Origin of the sequence: Cribrihabitans neustonicus (genome assembly GCF_048820895.1) — a bacterium.
GTDB lineage: Bacteria > Pseudomonadota > Alphaproteobacteria > Rhodobacterales > Rhodobacteraceae > Cribrihabitans_A > Cribrihabitans_A neustonicus.
Window position 1 is genome coordinate 1 of sequence record NZ_JBMERQ010000014.1, and the last position, 20,049, is coordinate 20,049.

The following is a 20,049-nucleotide window of genomic DNA, read 5'->3' on the forward strand; positions in this document are numbered from 1 at the left end:
AACAAACCCCGCACAGTGACCGAAGGCGTCACGATATGCACCCGGTTGCCCATGCCCATCAGCACCGGTCCGACCTCCAGCCCGCCGCCGATGGATTTCAGCAGATGGCGCGCGGTGCCCGCTGCCTCGGCATTGGCATAAACCAGCACATTGGCCTTGCCCGAAAGCCGCCCTTCAGGGAACAGCCGCTCGCGCAGATCGGGGTCAAGTGCGGCATCGGTGTGCATCTCGCCCTCGTACTCAAAGTCGAGGCGGGTGCCGTCGAGGATCTCTAGCGCACCCCGCATCACCCGGCCCGAGGCGCTGTCGAGATTGCCGAACTGCGAGCCGCCGCAGAGCGCGATCTTCGGCTCGATCCCGAAGCGGCGCACGTGGCGGGCAGCACCAATCACCACCTCTGCCAGCTGCTGCGCGGTGGGTTCGACATGCACATGAGTGTCGGCAACAAACAGCGGACCCTGATCAAGGATCTGCAGCGACAGGGCGCCGACCGGATGCAGCTCGTCCGTGGAAAGAACCTGGGCGGCATAGTTCAGATGCCAGCGGTATTCGCCGAAAGTGCCGCAGATCATGCTGTCTGCCTCGCCCCGCTGCACCATCACGGCAGCGATTGCGGTGCTGTTGGTGCGCAGGATGGCGCGGGCCAGATCCGGGGTCACGCCGCGGCGGCGCATCAGCTGGTGGTAGCTCTGCCAGTAGTCACGGTAGCGCGGGTCGTTTTCCGGGTTCACCAGCTCGAACTCGGTGCCTGCGCGGATGCTGAGACCCTCCCGCTCCAGCCGCGCTTCCACCACGTCCGGGCGGCCGATCAGCACCGGCCGGCTGCTGCCTTCCTCGACCATGGCCTGGGTCGCGCGCAGCACGCGTTCATCCTCGCCTTCGGCAAAGACGATGCGGCGGGCGGCACTGCGCGAGGCGTCAAACACCCGGCGCATGATGCTGTAGGAGCGGAAGGCCTCGCCCTGAAGCCGGTTGCGGTAGTCTTCCAGATCCAGCTGCCGCGTTGCGGCGCCAGAGTCCATGGCGGCGCGGGCAACTGCGGTGGCGATGGTGGGCAGCAGGCGGGGATCAAAGGGCTTGGGGATCAGATACTCCGGCCCGAAGGACAAGCGTTCACCCCGGTAGGCCTCGCCCACCTCGGCTGAAGTAGTCGCGCGCGCAAGCCCGGCGATGGCCTCCACGCAGGCCAGCTTCATCGCATCGTTGATCTCGGTCGCCCCGGCATCCAGCGCGCCGCGGAAGATGAAGGGGAAACACAGGACGTTGTTGACCTGGTTCGGATAGTCGCTGCGTCCGGTGGCGATCAGCGCGCCGGGAGCCGCGGCGCGGGCTTCCTCCGGCATGATTTCGGGCGTCGGGTTGGCAAGCGCGAAGATAATTGGATCTTTTGCCATCCGGGCGACCATCGTCCTGGTCAGCAGCCCGGGGCCGGAGACGCCAAGGAAGACATCGGCCCCCGCCAGCGCCTCTTCAGTGGTGCGCAAATCGGTTTCGCGGGCGAATTCCTGCTTCTGCGGGTTCAGATCGCTGCGGCCCGAGTGCACCACGCCCTTGCTGTCGAGCATGGTGATATGGTGTTTCGGCACCCCCATCACCATCAGCATCTTGAGGCAGGCAATCCCAGCCGCGCCGGCGCCGAGCGCGACGACCTTGATCTCTCCGATCTCTTTCTTCGCCACGATCAGCGCATTATGCAGCGCCGCAGCCGCGACGATGGCGGTGCCGTGCTGGTCGTCGTGGAAAACCGGGATGTTCATCCGCTCGCGGCAAAGCCGCTCCACCTCGAAACAATCGGGCGCCTTGATGTCTTCGAGATTGATGGCCCCGAAAGTCGGTTCCAGCCGAGCGACCAGATCAGCCAGCTTTTCGGGGTCGGTCTCGTTCACCTCGATGTCGAAACAATCGATGCCTGCGAATTTCTTGAACAGGACCGCCTTGCCCTCCATCACCGGCTTCGACGCCTGCGCGCCGATGTCGCCGAGTCCCAGTACTGCGGTACCGTTGGAGATCACTGCCACCAGGTTGCCTTTGGCGGTATAACGGGAAGCATCCGCCGGGGTGGCGGCGATTTCGAGGCAGGCTTCGGCTACGCCTGGGGAATAGGCATTGGACAGGTCGCGGCCCGTCGCCATCGGCTTGGTCGCGCGGATCTCCAGCTTCCCGGGTTTCGGGTAGGCGTGATAGTCGAGCGCCTCCTGGCGCTTACTGGCGGATTTGTCGTCCAGAGCCATCTTGGGTTTCTCCTTCATGACGGCATGAAAAGGGCCCCGCACAGATGCGCGCGAGGCCCCGGCCGGTGCGGCGCACCGGGTTCTTTCGTGTCTCGGGGCGGAACCTGCGGGTTCAGAAATCCACTTCGATGGCGACTCCGGCCGCAATGGCGCGCTCCACCACGGCGCCGGCCACTGCAAGATCCTGGAGCCCAACTCCGGTGCCATCGAACAGGGTGATCTCCTCCGCACTGGTCCGGCCCGGATGGTCGCCGTTGATCACCGCACCGATCTCATTGATCTGGCTTTCCTGGATCAGTCCCTGCGCAATCGCGTGCTGGCATTCGCCTATGCTGACCGATTGGGCAATTTCGTCGGTGAAGACGGTGGCGCGCGCGACCAGCGCCGCCTCGACCTCCTGCTTGCCCTTGGTGTCGGTCCCCATGCAGGCGATGTGGGTCGGGCCCTGCACGTGCTTGTCCAGCAGGATCGGATCGAAGCTGGAGGTGATCGAGATAATCACATCGGCCTCGGCCCCCAGCCGGTCGAGCTCTACCGCTTCGAACGGCAAGCCGGCTTCCTTGGCCACATCTTCCAAGCGGGACAGCATTTCGGGGTGCAGGTTCCAGCCAATCACCTTTTCAAACTTGCGCTGCTCCAAAGCGGCGCGCAGCTGGAAGGCGGACTGGTGGCCAGCGCCAATCATGCCGATCACCTTGGCGTCCTGGGGTGCGAGATGCGCTATCGACACGGCCGAGGCGGCGGCGGTGCGCAGTGCAGTCAGGAGATTGCCGCCCACCACGGCGCGGCATTTGCCCGTGTCCGCGTCGAACAGAAAGACGGTGGACTGGTGGTTGGTCAGCCCCTTGGCCTCGTTTCCCGGCCAGTAGCCGCCGGACTTCAGCCCAAGGTTCAGCGCGTCGCGGTCAAAGCCGGATTTGAAGCCGTAAAGCGCATCGGCATGACCGATCGCTTCGCGGATCACTGGGAAGTTGTAGGCCGAGCGCTTGGACATCGAAGCAAAGACCTTCTCGACCGCGTCGAATGCGTCCTTGCGGCTGACCAGATCCGCGATGGCCTTTTCGGGCACAATATACATTGTTGCTTCTCCTCAGGAAAAAAGCCGGCGGAGGGCGGCATGCGCACCTCCGCCAGTTCGGGGATCGTTCTCAGTAAGCCTTGCCGCGGGCCGAAACCGGCCAAACGGTTTCGACCTTGCCGTTCCGCACACCGACGTACCAGTCGTGCACATTGGCGGTCGGGTCGCAGTGGCCCGGCACCAGCTTCAGCTTCTCACCGACCTTCAAGACGCCATCGGGGTCGGAAATCACGCCATGCTCGTCCGAGCACTTGACGTATTCCACGTCGTCGCGGCCGAAAATGACGGGCAGCCCGCTGTCCACCGACTGCGCTTTCAGCCCGGCGTCGCAGATCGCCTTGTCGGCCTTGGCATGGCTCATCACCTGGGTGAGGATGAAGAAGGCGTTTTCCCATTCGCCCTGGTCGATGCGGTTGCCGTCCTTGTCGAGGATGCGGCCATAGTCCGCGTCCATGAAGGCGTAGGAGCCGCATTGGAGCTCATTGTAAACGCCCGAGTTCGACTCGAAGTAATATGAGCCGGTGCCGCCGCCGGAAACCAGTTCGCACTCGATGCCTTCGGCCTTCAGCCCATCCACCGCGTCCTTAACCTGGGCGATGGCGATGTCCAGCTTGGCCTTGCGGTCCTCGTAGCTGTCCATGTGCTGCATCGCACCCTGGTAGGCCTGGATGCCGCTGAACTTGAGGTTATCCGCAGCCTGCACGGCCTTGGCGATCTCCACCACGGCATCGGTCGTGGTCACACCGCAGCGGCCCGCGCCGCAGTCGATCTCGACGAAGACCTCCAGCTCGGTGCCGTGCTTTTTTGCCGCCGCCGACAGGTCCGCGACGTTGCCGATGTCATCGACACAGACAATTGTGCGCGCGCCGTGCTTGGGCAGCTGTGCCAGGCGGTCGATCTTCAGGGGGTCGCGCACCTGGTTCGACACCAGAATGTCCTTGATACCGCCGCGTGCGAAGACCTCGGCTTCGGAGACCTTCTGGCAACAGACGCCCACCGCGCCGCCGAGTTTCTCCTGCAGCTTGGCAACATCTACCGACTTATGCATCTTTCCGTGCACCCGGTGGCGCATGCCGTGGGCCTTGGCGTAATCGCCCATCTTTTTGATGTTGCGCTCCAGCGCGTCCAGATCGAGCACCAGCGCAGGGGTCTGGATATCGGCCTCGTCCATACCCGGGACAGCCGGGACGTCATAGCCCACGGTGAGTTCGTCGAAATTGGTCTGTGCGTTCATTGTCTTGTTCCCCAAAGTCAGCTGTTCATCCAGGGCAGCTTGTCGAGATCGACATTACCGCCGGTGATGATCACGCCCACGCGTTTGCCCGCGAAGGCTTCCTTGTTTTTCAAAATGGTGGCGAGCGGCACCGCCGAGGATGGCTCCATCACCACCCGCAGGTGCTTCCAGATCAGCTTCATTGCGTCGATGATTTCGGCATCGGATGCGGTGTAGATCTCGCTCACGTGATTGGAAACGAAATGCCAGGTCAGGTCCTTCAGCGGCACCAGGAGGCCATCGGCAATGGTCTTGGGCGCATCATCGGCGATGATGTAGCCCGCCTTGAAGCTGCGGTAGGCGTCATCGGCCTGCTCGGGCTCCGCGGCGATCACCTGGGTCTCCGGCGCCAGCGTCGCAAGGGTCAGGCAGGTGCCCGAGATCATGCCGCCGCCGCCAATGGGCGCCACCACCATGTCGAGCCCGCCCGTTTGTTCCACCAGTTCCTTGGAGCAGGTCCCCTGCCCCGCGATCACCCGCGGGTCGTTGTAGGGATGCACAAAGTCGCCGCCGGTCTCTGCCTGCACCCGGGCAAAGGTCTCCTCGCGGGAGGAAGTGGACGGCTCGCATTCGGTGATCACGCCGCCATAGCGGCGGACTGTATCCTTCTTGGCTTGCGGAGCGGTGCGCGGCATCACCACGTTACAAGGAATACCGCGCAGCATCGCCGCGTAGCTGAGGCAGGATGCGTGGTTGCCCGAGGAATGCGTCGCCACGCCTTTCTTAGCCTGTTCGTCGTCCAGCCCGAACACCGCGTTGGTGGCGCCGCGCACCTTGAAGGCGCCCGGCTCCTGGAAGTTTTCGCATTTGAAAAACAACTGACAGCCTGCCAGCTCGTTGAGGTAGTCCGAGGTGCGCACCGGAGTACGGCGGATATGCGGTTTGATGCGCTCATGCGCGGCCAGCATGTCCTCGTATGTCGGTATCTGCATGGCGTTATCCTTCATTACGCGGCGGCCTTCGTGCTGGCGCCGCTGTTGCCGCGGTAATAGTCCTGCGCCGCCGCCACTCCGGAGCCCAGGGTGATGCCGATGCCGAGATCGGCCATCACCATCTCCGCGGTGGCGATGCCCGAGAGCGCCATCACGTCGGTGAGGCTGCCCAAGTGCCCGATGCGGAACACCTTTCCGGCGACCTCTCCAAGGCCAGTGCCGAAAGCGACGCCGTATTTCTCGGCCGCGAGGCTCACGAACTTGTTGGCGTCAAAGCCCTCAGGCGTGCGGATCGCGCTGACGCTGTCGGAGTAGACGTCGGGCGATACGGCGCAAAGCTCCAGCCCCCAGGCCTTGACCGCGGCGCGCACGCCTTCGGCAATCCGGTGGTGGCGGGCAAAAACGTTCTCCAGCCCCTCCTCCAGCAGCATATCACAGCTGAGCTTAAGTCCGTTCAGCAAACCGACCGCGGGGGTATAGGGGTAGGCGCTGTTCTCGTAAGACTTGCCCATATCGCGAATGTCGAAGAAGGTGCGCGGAAGGGTCGCGCCGGCCACTGCCTGCATCGCCTTGGGCGAGAAGCCCACAATAGCAAGGCCCGGCGGCAGCATGAAACCCTTCTGCGAGCCGGTGACGGCGATATCGACGCCCCACTCGTCCATGCGGAAGTCCATCGAGGCGATCGAGGAGACGCCATCGACAAACAGCAGCGCCGGGTGGCCGGCCGCGTCGAGCGCGCGGCGGACAGCAGCGATGTCGGATTTGACGCCGGTTGCGGTCTCGTTATGGGTCGCCAGAACCACCTTGATTTCGTGGGATTTGTCGGCAGTCAGGATTTCCTCATAGCGGTCGGCCGGAATGCCCGTACCCCAGGGGGTTTCGACCACCTGTACGTCCAGCCCGTGACGCTGGCACATGTCGATCCAGCGGTGGCTGAACATGCCGTTGCGCGCCGCCAGTACTTTGTCGCCGGCGCAGAGCGTGTTAGTGATTGCCGTCTCCCAGCCGCCGGTGCCTGTGGAGGGGAAAATGAAGATTGCCGCCTCTTCACTCTTCAGCACCTTCTTAACGCCGGCCAGCGCCGGGTGCAGAATCTGCCCGAACAGTGGCGAGCGATGGTCCAGCGTCGGCATGTCCACTGCTTTGCGCAGGACTTCGGGCATATTGGTCGGGCCGGGGATGAAAACCGGGTTCTGAAAGCTCATTGCGCACCCTCCTGTGGCTGTTTCATTCACTCTATACCCAACCCGCGCGCGGAGAAATTTTTTTGAAAAAATATTTCACAAACATAGAATTTGCGTAATTATTTAGGCATAACAGTTACTTATGTTTTTTCACTGTACAGAAGCGATTTTCATCAATATCCATAAGCAGCTTATCGTTTTCCTCGTGGAGGCCTGGAAATGCCGCAGCCGCCCCGCCGCAAGGGCCGCCCGAAAAACTTCGATTCCACCACCCGCCCGGCCACCATTCAGGCGCTGGACCGGGCGCTCGATGTGCTGGACGCGCTCGCAGGCGCCAGTGGCATGACGCTCACTCAGATATCGGAGAACTTAGCCCAATCCCCGGCGACGATGTACCGCGTGCTGGCAACGCTGGAAGCGCGGCAGATCGTCGAAATGGAGCCGCAGACTCAGACCTGGCACATAGGCCCAATGGCCTTCCGGCTCGGCTCCGCCTTCCTGCGCCGCTCCAGCGTGATCGAACGGGCGCGGCCGGTGATGCGCGAGCTGATGGAGGCTACCGGCGAGACCTCGAACCTCGGTATTGAGAGCGGCAGCGACGTGATGTTCGTAAGCCAGGTGGAAACGCATGAATCGATCCGCGCCTTCTTCCCGCCCGGCACCACCTCCCCGATGCACGCCTCGGGCATCGGCAAGGCGCTGCTCAGCTGTTTTGCCGAGGACCAGCTCACCCGCTTCCTGCGCGGCCGCGAGCTGAAAGAGTTCACCGCCAAGACGCTGACCTCTCCGGAAGCGCTGCGCGCCGACCTGGCGCAGATCCGCAGCCGCGGCTGGTCTTTCGATGACGAGGAGAAAGCGCCTGGTATGCGCTGTGTGGCGGCTCCGGTCTACGGCATGCAAGGCGAAGTGCTGGCGGGCATTTCCGTTTCCGGCCCCTCGGCGCGGATGCCCGATGCCCGCATCAGCGAAATCGGCGCCCTGGTGAAGGGCGCCGCGCAAAAACTGTCTTTCGGTCTGGGAGCGCCGCTGGCAAAGTACGGCCCGCCCGGTTGAAGACCGGGTGAAGCCGCCTTAGCGCTGCGGCGCCAGCGGCATATGCCGGTTCACGTCCTTGTAAAGCAGGTAGCGGAACTTACCCGGCCCGCCTGCATAGCAGGCCTGCGGGCAGAAGGCGCGCAGCCACATGTAATCACCCGCCTCAACCTCGACCCAGTCCTGGTTGAGGCGGTAGACCGCCTTGCCTTCCAAAACGTAAAGCCCGTGCTCCATCACGTGGGTCTCGGCGAAGGGGATCACCGCGCCCGGCTCGAAAGTCACGATGGTCACATGCATGTCGTGGCGCAGGTCGTTCGGGTCGACAAAGCGTGTAGTCGCCCATTTGCCCTCGGTGCCCGGCATCGGGCTCGGATCAATGCTGCTTTCGTTCGTGACGAAGGCTTCCGGCATCTCCAGCCCTGCTACCGCCTGATAGGCCTTGCGGATCCAGTGAAACCGGACCGGCGCAGGGCTGTTGTTGTGCAGCGCCCATTCCGCCTGCGGCGGCAGGTAGGCATAGCCGCCCTCTTCCATCTCATGCGCGGTGCCGTCGATGATCAGCGTCATGCTGCCGCTCACCACGAACAGCACAGCCTCGGTGCCCGGCTCGGTCTCGGGGCGGCTGCTTCCCCCGCCCGGCTGCACCTCAGCGATATATTGCGAGAAGGTCTCGGCAAAGCCCGACAGCGGCCGGGACAGCACCCAGAAGCGCGCCTTGTCCCAGAACGGCAGGAGGCTTGCGACGATGTCGCTCATGGTGCCTTTGGGTATCACCGCATAGGCTTCGGTGAACATGGCGCGGTCGGTGAGCAGCTGCGTTTGCGGCGGCAGGCCGCCTTCCGGAGCGTAGTAGGATCGTTTGGTCATGGCGCAGCCTTGTCTGAAATAACATGCTGCCTTCATTGATACCCGGCTTGGGGAGACAACCAACTTTTTTCCGTACCAAGAATACCTGAAGGATTGTTCTGGTTTTTTTGATATAGACTGTGCGCCTCAGCCTTGACCGCCAATATCCTCCGGCGCGATGGAGACGGTTTTCACAATGGCATGACAGTCCACACCGGGCGCCAGCTGCAGCGCCTCGGCGGAGCGCCGGGTGACCCGCGCCAGCAGCCGGCCCGCCGCGGTTTGCAGCGCCACCATCGCGCCGGGCCCATCCCCTGTGCGGATGTGTTCCACCGTGCCGGGCAGGATATTGAGAGCCGAGAGACCTTCGGGGCGCCGGCGCGAAAGGATCACCTCATGCGCGGCGATGCGGACCCGCACCTTGCTGCCCGCCTCGTTGGCTATCTGCGGCAGGAACAACGCGAGGCCTCCGGCATCCAGTTCCGTCAGCCCGTCGGTGTGGTGGCGCAGAACCCGGGCCTGCAACAAGGCCCCTGCCCCGCGCACGCCGGTGGGCAGCACCGCGGAATCCCCAAGCACCTCCGCCGCCGTGCCCTGCCGCTGCACCTTGCCATCCTGCAGCACAACCACTGTAGTTGCCAGCCGCGCCACCTCCGCAGCGGAGTGGCTGACGTAGAGGATGGGAATGCCGCTTTCGTCTCTAAGACGCTCGAAATACGGCAGGATCTCCGCCTTGCGCGCCTCGTCCAGCGCCGAGAGCGGCTCATCCGCGAGGATCAGCTGCGGTGCCGACAGGAGCGCGCGGCCAAGCGCTACCCGCTGCTTCTCCCCGCCCGAGAGCGGGCCGGGGCGGCGGTGAAAAAGGTCTCCGATCCCGAGCAGCTCCGTCACCCGCTCCAGGCTTTCGCGGCGCGCCGCGTGCGGAGCAAACCACTGACCGTAGAGCAGGTTTTGCCGGACGGTCAGATGCGGAAACAGACGCGCCTCCTGAAAGACATAGCCAATGCGGCGCCGGTGCGGCGGCACCCAGAGGCCCGCTTCGGTGTCAAAAAGCACCTTGCCATCCAACGCAACCCGGCCTGCGTCCGGGCGCGCCAGCCCGGCTACCGCGTTGATCACCGTTGTCTTGCCTGCGCCCGAGCGGCCGAACAGCACAGTGATGCCCGGCGGCGCCTCGAACCGGATGTCCAGCCCGAAGCCCGGCAGCGCATGACGCAATTCGACCGACAGCATCACCGCCCCCCGGCCCGCGCCGCCGCCCGGCGGGCCAGCCATTCCGACAAAGCCAGTGCGGTGAGCGCCACGCCGATCGACACCAGCGTCAACCGCAGCGCCGAAGCCTCTCCGCCCGGCACCTGCAGGAAGGTGTAAATCGCAGAAGGCAGCGTCTGCGTTTGCCCCGGAATACTGGAGACAAAGGTGATCGTGGCGCCGAACTCCCCCATCGCCTTGGCAAAGCCCAGTACCGTGCCGGCGATCACCCCCGGCAGGATCAGCGGCAGAGTGATCGTGGCGAAAACCAGGACCCGCGGCGCGCCAAGCGTGGCGGCGGCTTGTTCCAGTTTGGGATCAACCGCCTCGATCGAAAGCCGCATGGCGCGCACCATCAGGGGAAAGGCCATGATCGCCGCTGCCAGTGCCGCGCCGGTCCAGCGGAAGGCCAGCACGATGCCGAAGCTCTGCAATAGCCCCCCCAGCGGACCCTGGGTACCGAACAGCAGCAAGAGCAGGTAGCCGGTTACGACCGGCGGCAGGATCAGCGGCAGGTGCACCAGACTGTTCAGCACCTGCCGGCCCGGAAATTGCCAGCGCGCCAGCGCGTATGCGGTGCCAAGCGCCAGCGGCAGCGCCGCCAGCGTAGCCCAAAAGGACACCCGTAAAGACAGCGCCATTGCCTGCCACCCCTGCGGTCCCAGCCATTCTGCGAGCCCGGTCACTTCGGAAGTACTCCGAAGCCGTGGTCTTCGAAAATCCGCCGCGCCCGCGGGCCGCGCAGGTAGGTCAGGAAATTTGGCACATCGCCGGTATTGCGGCCGGTCACCGGTGCAACCGGGTAGCGGATCGGCGGGTGGCTTTCCGGCGGGAAGCTGTAAACGATACTTACCGCATCGCTTGCCGCTGCATCGGTGGCGTAAACGATGCCGTAGGGCGCCTCGCCCGATGCAACCAGCGCCAGTGCGGCACGCACATTGGCAGCCTGAGCGGTCTTGGCGGCGGCTGTCTCCCACTGCCCCAGCGCCTCCAGCGCCGCCTTGCCGTAGATGCCGGCCGGAACCGCCTCCGCCAGCGCCATTGCCAGACGGCCTCCCTGCAGCAAGCTTTCCAGCTCCGGCCCCTGGGCCAGATCTACCGGCGGCGCGTCTTTGCCATGGGCAATCAGCACCAGCCGGTTGGTCAGAAGATCCTCCCGCGCCGCGGCTTCGATCAGCCCCCTGCCCTGCAGATGGTCCATCCAGCCGGGATTGGCCGAAATGAACACGTCGGCCGGCGCACCCAGCGTGATTTGGCGTGCCAGCATGGGCGAGCCGCCGTAGGACAGGGTAACTTCAGTGCCTGTCTCCGCCTCGAACTCGGCGGAGGCGGCATCCAGCGCGGTTTTCAAACTGGCGGCCGCAAAGACGGTGATCTGTCCCGCCAGCGCCAATCCGGGATGGCACAGCAACAGAAGCCCCAGCACCAGTGTGGCAACGCCCTGGCATGTGGAGACGCGGCTGATATGGCCCCGGCGGGCCGGGAAAAGCAGCAGGCGCATCGGACCCCGGTCATTTGGTTTGCCCCAAGGAAGTACCGCCGCGCGCTTGGCCGGGCAAACAGATATTTACACCGCAGCCCTGAACCGGGCTACGCCGCAGACGGTGCTGGGCGGCCCCGGCGTAAGAAGCGGTCAGAACAGCGTGACTGCGCCCGCACCTTCCGCCGGTGCCGGGGCCGCTGCCGGACGAGCCGCCGCGCGTTCCTGTTCTCCCAGCCGCCGGTCATCCTTGACCTGGGTCTGCTGCGCGCTGCCGGATACCGCATGAAACCGCACCCTGCGCGCCGAGGTGCCGCCGACGCTGGAGGAAACACAAGGAATGCCCTCATCCCGCAGGAAACGCTGCACGAATTCCGCATTCGAAGCCCCGATATCCGACAGGTTGACCGACATCTTCGCGCCGCCAAATACCTTGGCCTTCAGATTGGCACGGCTTGCACCCTTCTTCATGATGCCGTTGATCAGGAGTTCCATCGCGTGGATGCCGTAGCGCGCATTAGCTGCCCCGCCCTGGCGGGCATTGGCCAGCAAGAAATGGTTCATCCCGCCAACCCCGTTTTCGGCATCGAAGATGCAGGCCGCGATGCAGGAGCCGAGTACCGTGGAGAACACCGTCCGCTGATCGGTTGTCACGCGGTATTCCCCTTGCAGCACCGTAACAGTCGTAGAGTTTGTGAAAACAGAAGTCAAAACGGTGATCCTTCCTGCGGTCGTGTCAAGCCTTGCAAGCCTGAAGAAGTGTTCCTGCCATCCGCGCCAGCGGAATCTGTTTCAGCGCCGCGCCCATTTCCCAAGCGACCCGCGGCATACCGTAGACAACCGAGGACTTCTCGTCCTGGGCAAAGGTGGTTGCCCCGGCCTTGCGAAGCTCCAGTAGCCCCCGGGCTCCGTCCTGTCCCATCCCGGTGAGGATGGCGGCGACGATGTCCTTTCCATATGGCACGGCAGAAGTGAACAGAGCGTCAACAGAAGGCGTATGACCAGAAATTGCCGGACCTTCTTTCATCCGCAGGCTGAGTGGCTTGCGGCTGGAAAGCCCCAAGTGGCGGCGCTGGCCCGCGGCGACATAGACGTGGCCTGGCTCCAGCTTCATCCCGTCCTCCGCCGTACGCACCTTGGCTGGGCAAATCCTGTCCAGAAGCGAGACCAGCCCCTGGCCGAAATTGCGCCCGGTGTGCTGCACGATCAGTGTCGGCGGACAGTCGAAGGGAAAGCCGACGAGAACGCTGCGCAAAGCTTCGACGCCGCCGGTCGAGGACCCGATCAGTATCAGCTTTTTGAAGGTCTGTGCTGCCGTGCCGGCGCCCGCAGCGGGGGTGCCGGCGGGGCTGTGCCCGCGGCGCGGCGCCCTGACCATCATGTCGAAGTACTGCGCAAACTCCCGCGGGTGCGCCGATTTCGTCAGTTCGAAAAGACCCGCGCCCCTGTTCAGGAGCGGTGAGGATTTCCGCGCAGGCGTCGCGGCGAGATCATCCATCACCGACACCCAACGAGTGTCCATGGCGGAAAACAGCGCCATCATCATTTCGAATTCGGGCAGCTTGGTGAATCCGTCCTCAACAAAGGCGAAGTCCGGCTGGCCCGCCTCGGCCTGATTGTAGGCCATCATAAGGTTATTGGCCAGGAAGACCTTCATGCCAGGGTTGGCAGCTTCCATGTGGGTCTGCAGCGACCGGGCAAAGTTCCGGTCAGTGGTAATGATCAATAGGCTGTGAGAAGACAATGGGTTCCCCAATTACTGCTGTGCGCGGGATGTGTGACCTGCGCAGGTTGCCAGAGTCTGGGAGGCGCCACTAAGCGGCGGCGCCTCCCGGCTTTCGTCAAAAGTCCTGCCAGAGTTCGCGGGCGGCATTGCCCCTGGCGGCAACCGCGGCGGCAGGCGCAGGGCTGGCTTCGATTTCCCAGCTGTCCCCGCCATGGGCGGTGGGGGCAGCCGGCGCCGGGCCATCCTGCGCTTTGGGTTTGGCGTCCGGAGCGGAGCCCGAGGATCTACTGCCGCTGATACGGAAATGGGCCACCAGCTCGGCCAGTTTGGCAGCATCGCTGTTCAGCATGTGCCCGGCCGCGGTGGACTGTTCCACCATCGCCGCGTTCTGCTGGGTGACCTGATCGAGTTGCGACATCCCTGTGTTAATCTCTCCCAGGCCGGTAGATTGTTCGGCGGCGCCTTCGGCGATCCCGGAAACCAGTTGCGAGATATGGCTGACCTGGGCGACGATGCTTTGCAGCGCTTCGCCAGTCTTGCCGACGAGATCGACACCGCGTTCGACCTGCTTCGAACTGTCGCCAATCAGGGTCTTTATTTCCATTGCCGCGTCCGACGAGCGTTGTGCCAGAGCCCGCACCTCGCTCGCGACCACGGCAAAACCCTTGCCCGCTTCGCCTGCACGCGCGGCCTCCACACCAGCGTTCAGCGCCAGCAGGTTGGTCTGGAAAGCGATATCATCAATCACGCTGATGATCTGAGAAATATGCTTCGAGGATTGCTCGATCTCGGTCATTGCCGCGACGGCGTTTCGGACCACCTCTCCGCTTGCCTCGGCCTCGGCCTTGGCTTCACCCATGGTGGTTTCCACGGAACGCGCGCCCTCCGCGGCGGATCTGACGCTCGCAGTCAGCTCATCCAATGCAGCTGCGGTTTCCTCCAGCGTCGCTGCCTGGCTTTCAGTACGATTAGAAAGGTTGTCCGAGGCCTGACTGATTTCGGCAGCGCCATTGCGGATGCTGCCCGCCGCCTCGACCACCTGCACCACGGTACCATTCAGGGTTTCAACCGTGCGGTTAAAATCATGCCGCAGCTGCTCGTGATCGTCAGAGAAAGTCTCCCGGATCGTTTCCGAGAAATCACCCGCGGCCAGCCGGACAAGTCCGGCAGACAGGCTCTCCACGACTTTCTGCTGCTCGCGCTGCTGTGCCGCCCGGGCCTCCTCGGCTTCACGGGCCTGTTGAAGGTCGGCTTGCATGCTGACCAGCGTCTTGCCGATCTTGCCGATCTCGTCCGAACGGCTGGCCGCAGTGATCTCGGTGTCAAGATTGCCCGAGGACACCGCTTCCATATCGGTGCAGATGCGGTCGATCGGCCGGGTAACCGAGCGGGCAAACAGCCAGCCTAGGAGCGACATCGCCGCGGCGCAGAAGACTGAGACCGCAAGCAGCAGGTTCCGGTCCTGTGCCACCGGAGCCATCAGCTCGTCCCAGTCCTGCTCGGCGATGATGGCCCAATTGGCAAATTCGGTTTTGAGCGGCGCCGAGTATGCCAGCACGCTCTGTCCGTTTAACCCTTCGGCCTGCTGCAGCATGTGGGACTTGCCATCGAAAGCATTCACAACCTGCTCCGTATCCGGCAGCGGCGCCAGCACCTCGAAGCCGCCTTCCTCGCGCGCCGGTGTGCGCGCAAGGAGATCGGGACCCGCAATGTAAATCTGGGTGGTCTCTCCGAGTCCGTCAGCGTTGTTGACGATATTGGCCAGAAGCTCGACCGGCAGCTGCACGGCAAGCACGCCAACGGTCAGGTTGGCGTCATTCACGATCGGCGCGGCCGCAAAACCGGCCGCGGCGCCATTGCTCGGCGCGTAAGGGCTGAGATCGGCGAAGAAAACCTCTCCCCGGCCGCCTTCGACGGCCTGACGGTAGACGGCGCCCAGTCCGGTATCTTTGTAGGGGCCGCTGTACATATTTGTGCCAAAGTCGCTCTCCTTGAAGACCGAATAGACCACGTCCCCCGCGAGGTTAATCAGGAAGGCATCATAGTAGCCCTTGGTCTCGATCAGCGTCTTGTAGGCCGGGTGAAAGCTCTCGTGATGCATATGATACGGAGACTCGCCTGCCGCCCGTGCGAGCAGATGTTTCTGTCCAGCGGGGTTCGGGTTGTCGTCAATGTAGGCCTTGCGCAGCACCACGCCGGGGTCGCCATCCAGCCCGTTCCAGGTCATCGTGAGCCATTCGACCGCCGTGGCGGTCGAGGGCACGGCCGCCAGGGTCTGCACATCGGCATGGATGCCATCCAGCAGCTTCTGGACCGAGTATCTCCGGTCAGCAACCATCGAGTTAAATTGGCTTTCGGCGTTTTCCACCGCGCTGCGCTGGAAACTGGTGGTGGCGATGGTGACCAGAATCACCGTCAGCAGCACGCCGAACCCAACCACGAACAATGGCAGCTTATGTGCCAGCTTAAGCGAATTAAGCGCTTTCATTCCGTCCTCCTGAGGGATTGCGGTCTAGGCTTCCGCAAAATCAATGGCCACGACGATGGCCTTGCAGGGGTTAATTTGCCGCTTACGAGGTATGGATTTTGCCGCCTTTTGCCGGAAAACGGAGTGGCAGCCGCCCCAGGGGCGCGATCGCCGGGAGCACGGACGGGCGGTTTCGCGGACCCGGCCCGAAACATCTAAAATTGGCAGCGTTTGGCGTGCGGCTTTCGCTCCGCGGCCTCCTTATAAATGCATCCAGGCAGGCTTTGGCGGCAATCAAATATTAAGGCCCGGGCCCTAAGTATTTGAGCATCGAACTCGAACTGATCGCCGACAACGGGGGTGCGAATCGCCGAACATGAGCACGGAAACGCAACATCACCTTTTGGATTTGCCGAATGCTTTCGCGGATCTCGATCCGCTGATCGCCTTCCTGCAGGGGGCCCGCACCCAGCCGGTCGAAATCAACTGCAAAAACACCGCGGTCATGCCCTCGCGCTGCCTGCAGCTGCTGCTTGGCGCGGAACAGCAATGGCGGTCCGAGGGGGTGGGGTTTGCGGTCACCAATGTGACCGAATCCTGCCGCAAGTCCCTGAACCTTCTGGGGCTGGAGCCAAACCGATTTGAAGACGAGGATACAGCATGAAGACCAAAGTCCTGGCAATCGACGATTCCCGCACGATCCGGAATCTGCTCGCCGCGACCCTGGAGGAAGCCGGGTTCGAATATCACTGCGCCGTGGACGGCCGTGAGGGTGTGGACATGTACCCCGACGTGGCCCCCGATGTGGTGATAACTGACATCAACATGCCCAACCTCGACGGCTTCGGCGTGATCGAAGAGCTGCGCGGCGACGGCATCAACTCCAAGGTGCCGATCCTCGTTCTGACGACCGAAAGCGCGCCGGAGATGAAGGCCCGCGCCCGCAACGCCGGCGCCACCGGATGGATCACCAAACCTTTCGACGACGCTTCGCTGATCTTCGCGCTGAAGCGGGTCACCGGAGCCGCGGCCTGAGATGTCGGGGTCGATTCAGGATACCTTCTTCGAGGAGTGCGAAGAGCTCCTTGAAGCAACGGATGAGGGTTTGACCGCCATCGAAGGAGGCGATCACAACCCCGAGGTGGTCAATGCGATCTTCCGTGCTGTGCACTCGATCAAGGGTGGCGCGGGGGCATTTGGCCTGGATGATCTGGTAGCTTTTGCACACCGGTTCGAAACCGTCTTCGACGAGGTGCGCTCGAACCGGCTGGATCTCGACGAGAAACTGATCCAGCTGCTGCTGCGCGCCAGCGACCACCTGTCCGCGCTGGTTGAAGTGGCGCGCGACGGCGGCCAGATTGACGAGGCGCATCACGACGTGCTGCTCGAGGCCTTGGACGAGTATATACCCGAGGAGGAGGAAGATCTTACGTTCGAGCCGATGGGCCTCGGCGGCCCGGTCGATCTGCCCGATCTCGGCGGCCCGGCCGCGCCCAAGGAAGAAACCTACCGGATTCGCTTCCATCCCCTGAAGGAGATGTACGGCACCGGCAACGAACCCTTCTTCCTGTTCCAGGCGCTGCAGGAAATGGGCAAGCTGACTGTGGAACTCGACGAATCCGAATTGCCGGGTTTTGATGCGATGGATCAGGGCGAAAGCTACCTGGCCTGGAATCTTGTTCTGGTCACCTCCGAGCCGCGGTCCGTGGTCGAGGCGGTTTTCGAATTTGTCGAAGGCCTCTGCGAGCTGTCCATCGAAGGCGACGGCGATGCCGAGGCGGAAGCCAATGCCATTGCCGCGCTGGATGCGATGTTCGGCACACCGGACGAGAGCAGCGGAGACACGCTCGCCGCCCCTTTTGACCCGCCGGCCCCCGCAGCAGAACCCGACGCCGCCCCGGCTCCGGTCGTGGCCGGTGACAAGAGCGCTGACAAAGCCGCAGGCCAGAAGGCCGAAGGCGGCCGCCAGGAGCAGCGCGGTCCCAAGCCTACTCTGCGCGTCGAGCTCGAGCGAGTGGACCGGCTGATTAACGCGGTCGGGGAACTTATCATCAACCATTCGATGCTGGCGCAGCAGATCGCCAACCTCAACGTCTCCGACACCAGGGATGTCGAAACGGAGCTGGAGGGGTTCAAGAATCTTGCCCGCGACATTCAGGAAGGCGTGATGTCGATCCGCGCGCAGCCGGTGAAACCGCTGTTCCAGCGCATGGCTCGCATCGTGCGCGAAGCGTCGGCGGCAACCGGCAAGACCGCGAAGCTGATAACCGAAGGCGAAGCGACCGAGGTCGACAAAACGGTGATCGAACGGCTGTCCGACCCGCTGACGCACATCCTGCGCAACGCGGTCGACCACGGCATCGAGAAACCCGAAGGCCGCGCCGAAGCGGGCAAGCCCACCACCGGCGAGATCCGCCTCACGGCCTCGCACCGCTCCGGCAGCGTCTGCATCGAAATCAAGGACGACGGCGCCGGTGTGAATCGCCAGAAGGTGAAGGAAATCGCCATCGAGAAGGGGCTGATTCCGGAGAATGCCGAGCTCACCGACAACGAGATCGACAACCTCCTGTTCTTGCCCGGTTTCTCGACCGCCAAGGAGGTTTCAAACCTCTCCGGCCGCGGTGTCGGCATGGACGTGGTGAAAAACGCGGTGACCGGTCTCGGCGGCCGCATCAACATCACCTCGAACCCCGGCAAGGGGTCGACCTTCACCATCATCCTGCCCCTGACCCTGGCGGTGATGGACGGCATGGTGGTGTCGGTGGCCGATCAGACCATGGTGGTGCCGATCACCTCGATCGTGGAGACGATGCGCGGAAGCGACGACATGATTAACAGCCTGGGCGCCGACGGCACCCTGTTGTCGATCCGCGGCAATTTCGTGCCGATCTGCGATGTGGCCGGCGCGCTTGGCCTTTACCGCGAAAGCGGCCGCCAGGGCGGAGTCTACCTCCTGGTGGAAACCGAAACCGGCCAGCGCTGCGCCTTGGCGGTGGATGACATCCATGACCAGCGCCAAGTGGTCATCAAGAGCCTCGACGGCGTCTGCGGCGAGATCCCCGGGGTCGCGGCGGCCACCATCCTGGGGGATGGCAAGATTGCCATGATCCTAGACCCGGAGAGCATCATTGCGGCGTCGCCTACGGCAGCCGCCTTTGACACCGAGCGGAGAATGAGCAATGCAATCGCAAGCTGAAGTTAAACAGACTGATCACGAAGTCAAACACGCCGAACAAAGCGAGTTTGTCAGCTTCACGGTAGCGGGTCAGGCGTTCTGCCTGAAGATCACCCAAATCCGCGAAATCCGCCGCTGGTCGCCTGTGACCATCCTGCCCCATGCTCCTGCCGATGTGCTGGGGGTGATGAACCTGCGCGGCGCGGTGATCCCGATATACGACCTCTCGGCGCGCTTCGGGCTGGAACAGACTGAGGCCAGCGAGCGGAACGTGGTGATCGTGGTATCGGTGCACGGCAAGCCGGTGGGCTTGCTGGCGGAATCGGTGTCCGAGATTATCTCGATCAACCCGGGCGACATCCAGGAAACCCCGCCAGTCGACAGCCGCAACACCATGGAATACATCCAGGGCATCATATCGCACGATGACACCATGGTGCGCATCATCAACCTTGATGCGGTGATCTCGGCTCCGGAGCAGGTGATGCTGTGAGCGTAGAGGGCCCCATCGCTCCCCAGGCAGACGGCTTTTCGCTGTCCGACCAGGAATTCGAGTCCATTGCGCAGTACGCGCACCGGCACTTCGGCCTGGCGATGGCGAAAAGCAAGAAGCCGCTGGTTTCCTCGCGGCTGGCGCGCAAGCTCCGGCAGCGCAACATCACGGATTTCAAGGAGTATTTGAAAAGCCTCGACGGGCCGAACGCGGAGGAGGAGCGCAGCGGACTGCTGTCGCTGCTGACGACGAATGTGACCCACTTCTTCCGGGAGCCGCACCACTTCGAGACGCTGCGCAACGACGTGTTGCCGCCTCTGATCGAACAGGCGCGGCGCGGCGGACGGGTGCGGCTGTGGTCGGCGGGCTGCTCCAACGGGCAGGAGCCGTATTCGATCGCGATGATCGTGCTTGACCTCTGTCCGGAAGCGGCAAAGCTTGACTTCAAGATCCTCGGCACAGACATCGACCCGGTTGTGGTGCGCAGGGCCCAGGCCGCGAAATACCCCGAAGACGAGCTCGCACAGATCGACCCCGCCTACCGCAAACTGCTGCCCGCGCGCGACAAAGACGGCCGCTTCCCGGAAAGCCTGCGCAAGCTGATTACCTTCGGTGTGCTCAACCTGATCGAGCCATTCCCGTTCAAAGGAAAGTTCGACGCCATTTTCTGCCGCAACGTGGCTATCTATTTCGACAATCCGACCCAGCAGAAGGTCTGGCAGGCCTTCCAGAAATCCCTGAACCCAGGCGGTTACATCTTCATCGGCCACTCCGAACGGATGTCGGGCCCCGCAGCACAAAGCCTGAAGACGGCCGGGATCACAACCTACATCAACGCACATCCCGGCCGGAGCTCCCCGGGCGGGCATGCAAGCTGA

18 protein-coding genes are annotated in these 20,049 nt (G+C 63.4%); 6 read left to right on the plus strand and 12 right to left on the minus strand.

Translation table 11 applies throughout. From position 1 onward, the window contains the following. The 5 genes from ACOHWE_RS18010 to bhcA all read right to left on the minus strand — a co-directional run. On the minus strand, positions 1-2,231 hold a 2,231-nt coding region (locus ACOHWE_RS18010; RefSeq protein ID WP_420668116.1), incomplete at its 3' end, for an NADP-dependent malic enzyme. A 112-nt stretch (positions 2,232-2,343) separates the two neighbouring features. After that, positions 2,344-3,309 carry an iminosuccinate reductase BhcD gene (bhcD, locus tag ACOHWE_RS18015; RefSeq protein WP_420668117.1) on the minus strand — a complete coding sequence of 322 codons (966 nt, stop codon included), beginning with the start codon at positions 3,307-3,309 and terminating at the stop codon, positions 2,344-2,346. 70 nt (positions 3,310-3,379) lie between these two features. Beyond that, positions 3,380-4,543 (minus strand): 3-hydroxy-D-aspartate aldolase BhcC, encoded by a 1,164-nt coding sequence (gene bhcC / locus ACOHWE_RS18020; RefSeq protein ID WP_420668118.1) that lies wholly within the window; start codon positions 4,541-4,543, stop codon positions 3,380-3,382. Between the two features lie 17 nt (positions 4,544-4,560). After that, complete coding sequence (bhcB, locus tag ACOHWE_RS18025) at positions 4,561-5,529, minus strand: beta-hydroxyaspartate dehydratase BhcB (protein WP_420668119.1); 969 nt, start codon at positions 5,527-5,529, stop codon at positions 4,561-4,563. Further along, positions 5,529-6,719: an L-aspartate--glyoxylate aminotransferase BhcA gene (gene bhcA, locus ACOHWE_RS18030; protein WP_420668120.1), complete on the minus strand. Its 1,191-nt coding sequence runs from the start codon at positions 6,717-6,719 to the stop codon at positions 5,529-5,531. Before bhcA ends, bhcB begins: the two co-directional genes overlap by 1 nt. A gap of 198 nt (positions 6,720-6,917) precedes the next feature. On the opposite strand from bhcA, the gene bhcR reads away from it, so the two are divergent. Then, the gene (gene bhcR / locus ACOHWE_RS18035) at positions 6,918-7,751 is read left to right on the plus strand and encodes an HTH-type transcriptional regulator BhcR (protein WP_420668121.1); all 834 of its coding nucleotides are present in this window, start codon (positions 6,918-6,920) and stop codon (positions 7,749-7,751) included. An 18-nt stretch (positions 7,752-7,769) separates the two neighbouring features. Here bhcR and ACOHWE_RS18040 read toward each other — a convergent pair whose 3' ends face one another. The 7 genes from ACOHWE_RS18040 to ACOHWE_RS18070 form a co-directional block, all read right to left on the minus strand. After that, a complete protein-coding gene (locus ACOHWE_RS18040) occupies positions 7,770-8,600 on the minus strand; it encodes a bifunctional allantoicase/(S)-ureidoglycine aminohydrolase (RefSeq protein ID WP_420668122.1) in 831 nt (276 codons plus the stop codon). 126 nt (positions 8,601-8,726) lie between these two features. Continuing rightward, on the minus strand, positions 8,727-9,812 hold the full coding sequence (gene modC, locus ACOHWE_RS18045; protein WP_420668166.1) for a molybdenum ABC transporter ATP-binding protein: 1,086 nt from the start codon (positions 9,810-9,812) through the stop codon (positions 8,727-8,729). Further along, positions 9,812-10,471 carry a molybdate ABC transporter permease subunit gene (modB, locus tag ACOHWE_RS18050; protein ID WP_420668167.1) on the minus strand — a complete coding sequence of 220 codons (660 nt, stop codon included), beginning with the start codon at positions 10,469-10,471 and terminating at the stop codon, positions 9,812-9,814. Before modB ends, modC begins: the two co-directional genes overlap by 1 nt. 41 nt (positions 10,472-10,512) lie before the next feature. After that, complete coding sequence (modA, locus tag ACOHWE_RS18055) at positions 10,513-11,331, minus strand: molybdate ABC transporter substrate-binding protein (protein WP_420668123.1); 819 nt, start codon at positions 11,329-11,331, stop codon at positions 10,513-10,515. A 132-nt stretch (positions 11,332-11,463) separates the two neighbouring features. Further along, positions 11,464-12,021, minus strand: a complete 558-nt coding sequence (locus ACOHWE_RS18060) for a chemotaxis protein CheD (RefSeq protein WP_420668124.1) — start codon at positions 12,019-12,021, stop codon at positions 11,464-11,466. A gap of 25 nt (positions 12,022-12,046) precedes the next feature. Next, the gene (locus ACOHWE_RS18065; protein ID WP_420668168.1) at positions 12,047-12,988 is read right to left on the minus strand and encodes a CheB methylesterase domain-containing protein; all 942 of its coding nucleotides are present in this window, start codon (positions 12,986-12,988) and stop codon (positions 12,047-12,049) included. A gap of 163 nt (positions 12,989-13,151) precedes the next feature. After that, complete coding sequence (locus ACOHWE_RS18070; RefSeq protein WP_420668125.1) at positions 13,152-15,524, minus strand: methyl-accepting chemotaxis protein; 2,373 nt, start codon at positions 15,522-15,524, stop codon at positions 13,152-13,154. A gap of 355 nt (positions 15,525-15,879) precedes the next feature. Between ACOHWE_RS18070 and ACOHWE_RS18075 the strand changes: the two genes are divergently transcribed. Genes ACOHWE_RS18075 through ACOHWE_RS18095 form a run of 5 tightly spaced genes read left to right on the plus strand, consistent with a single transcriptional unit; the run spans position 15,880 to position 20,049 of the window. Further along, positions 15,880-16,167: a hypothetical protein gene (locus ACOHWE_RS18075; RefSeq protein ID WP_420668126.1), complete on the plus strand. Its 288-nt coding sequence runs from the start codon at positions 15,880-15,882 to the stop codon at positions 16,165-16,167. After that, the gene (locus tag ACOHWE_RS18080) at positions 16,164-16,538 is read left to right on the plus strand and encodes a response regulator (protein WP_420668127.1); all 375 of its coding nucleotides are present in this window, start codon (positions 16,164-16,166) and stop codon (positions 16,536-16,538) included. The genes ACOHWE_RS18075 and ACOHWE_RS18080 overlap by 4 nt, the downstream gene beginning before the upstream one ends. Before the next feature lies 1 nt (position 16,539). Continuing rightward, positions 16,540-18,699, plus strand: a complete 2,160-nt coding sequence (locus tag ACOHWE_RS18085) for a chemotaxis protein CheA (protein ID WP_420668128.1) — start codon at positions 16,540-16,542, stop codon at positions 18,697-18,699. After that, a complete protein-coding gene (locus tag ACOHWE_RS18090) occupies positions 18,683-19,171 on the plus strand; it encodes a chemotaxis protein CheW (RefSeq protein ID WP_420668129.1) in 489 nt (162 codons plus the stop codon). Before ACOHWE_RS18085 ends, ACOHWE_RS18090 begins: the two co-directional genes overlap by 17 nt. Next, positions 19,168-20,049 (plus strand): CheR family methyltransferase, encoded by an 882-nt coding sequence (locus tag ACOHWE_RS18095; protein ID WP_420668130.1) that lies wholly within the window; start codon positions 19,168-19,170, stop codon positions 20,047-20,049. The genes ACOHWE_RS18090 and ACOHWE_RS18095 overlap by 4 nt, the downstream gene beginning before the upstream one ends.

Excerpts from the sequence above, each read along its gene's own strand:
- ACOHWE_RS18075 (WP_420668126.1), top strand. The coding sequence starts at position 15,880 with ATGAGCACGGAAACGCAACATCACCTTTTGGATTTGCCGAATGCTTTC.
- bhcR (WP_420668121.1), top strand. The coding sequence starts at position 6,918 with ATGCCGCAGCCGCCCCGCCGCAAGGGCCGCCCGAAAAACTTCGATTCC.
- modA (WP_420668123.1), bottom strand. The coding sequence starts at position 11,331 with ATGCGCCTGCTGCTTTTCCCGGCCCGCCGGGGCCATATCAGCCGCGTC.
- modB (WP_420668167.1), bottom strand. The coding sequence starts at position 10,471 with ATGGCGCTGTCTTTACGGGTGTCCTTTTGGGCTACGCTGGCGGCGCTG.
- bhcB (WP_420668119.1), bottom strand. The coding sequence starts at position 5,529 with ATGAAGGATAACGCCATGCAGATACCGACATACGAGGACATGCTGGCC.
- ACOHWE_RS18070 (WP_420668125.1), bottom strand. The coding sequence starts at position 15,524 with ATGAAAGCGCTTAATTCGCTTAAGCTGGCACATAAGCTGCCATTGTTC.
- modC (WP_420668166.1), bottom strand. The coding sequence starts at position 9,812 with ATGCTGTCGGTCGAATTGCGTCATGCGCTGCCGGGCTTCGGGCTGGAC.
- ACOHWE_RS18085 (WP_420668128.1), top strand. The coding sequence starts at position 16,540 with ATGTCGGGGTCGATTCAGGATACCTTCTTCGAGGAGTGCGAAGAGCTC.
- ACOHWE_RS18080 (WP_420668127.1), top strand. The coding sequence starts at position 16,164 with ATGAAGACCAAAGTCCTGGCAATCGACGATTCCCGCACGATCCGGAAT.
- bhcA (WP_420668120.1), bottom strand. The coding sequence starts at position 6,719 with ATGAGCTTTCAGAACCCGGTTTTCATCCCCGGCCCGACCAATATGCCC.
- ACOHWE_RS18065 (WP_420668168.1), bottom strand. The coding sequence starts at position 12,988 with ATGGAAGCTGCCAACCCTGGCATGAAGGTCTTCCTGGCCAATAACCTT.
- ACOHWE_RS18040 (WP_420668122.1), bottom strand. The coding sequence starts at position 8,600 with ATGACCAAACGATCCTACTACGCTCCGGAAGGCGGCCTGCCGCCGCAA.
- ACOHWE_RS18090 (WP_420668129.1), top strand. The coding sequence starts at position 18,683 with ATGCAATCGCAAGCTGAAGTTAAACAGACTGATCACGAAGTCAAACAC.
- bhcD (WP_420668117.1), bottom strand. The coding sequence starts at position 3,309 with ATGTATATTGTGCCCGAAAAGGCCATCGCGGATCTGGTCAGCCGCAAG.
- bhcC (WP_420668118.1), bottom strand. The coding sequence starts at position 4,543 with ATGAACGCACAGACCAATTTCGACGAACTCACCGTGGGCTATGACGTC.